This is a genomic window from Snodgrassella sp. W8158 (assembly GCF_016100435.1).
Lineage (GTDB): Bacteria > Pseudomonadota > Gammaproteobacteria > Burkholderiales > Neisseriaceae > Snodgrassella > Snodgrassella alvi.
The window spans coordinates 1-764 of sequence record NZ_JACFSM010000014.1 but is presented as its reverse complement, the minus strand read 5'-3'; the positions used below and the strand labels follow the sequence as shown (position 1 = coordinate 764).

At 42.9% G+C, this 764-nt stretch carries 1 pseudogene; it reads left to right on the top strand.

Annotated elements, in window-relative coordinates:
* Positions 1-764, top strand: a pseudogene (locus H3V11_RS11710) (hypothetical protein); the annotation flags it as partial.

Below are 764 nucleotides of genomic sequence, written 5' to 3'. Positions count from 1 at the left end.
TTATGATGCCAGTCATGCAACCGGTACTGCACAAAAAATTACCAATGTAGCCCAAGGTAGTCTGGCAGCAGACTCAAGTGATGTAGTAACAGGCGCCCAGCTGTTTAATACCAATAATAGTGTAAGCACTCTGACTAATAATGTTGATAGTAAGATGAATTCAATTTCTTCATCAACATCGGCCAGTGTGGGTAGCCTTTCTAGCGCACTGGGGCAGTTTGCCAATGAGAAAATCAATAGTCTGTCCACTACTTTTGAGGATAAACTGAGTACAGCCAATTCCAGCGTAGTATCATTGCAGCACAATGCATTGTTATGGAATAAGGACATTGACGGTGGCGCATATGATGCTACTCACGATGGAAAAGCACAGCGCATTACAAATGTACTGGCTGGAAATCTTGCAGCCGGTTCAAGTGATGTGGTTACCGGTGGCCAGCTATTCACGACTAATAGTCATCTTGATACTTTGTCTAGTAGCGTTAGCTCAGGTTTTAACTCTTTATCAACTTCATTAGAAGATTTACAAAATAAAAGTCCGAACGGATTGGTCAGTCAGCTGGAACAGACTAATCAGAGTCTGAGCAGTCTGTCTGTATCAGCATCAAGCAGTCTGTCTGTGGCTGACTCTCATGTAAAAACATTACAGCAGAATGCGCTGCAATGGAATAGCAATATATCTGCTTATGATGCCAGTCATGCAACCGGTACTGCACAAAAAATTACCAATGTAGCCCAAGGTAGTCTGGCAGCAGACTCAAGTG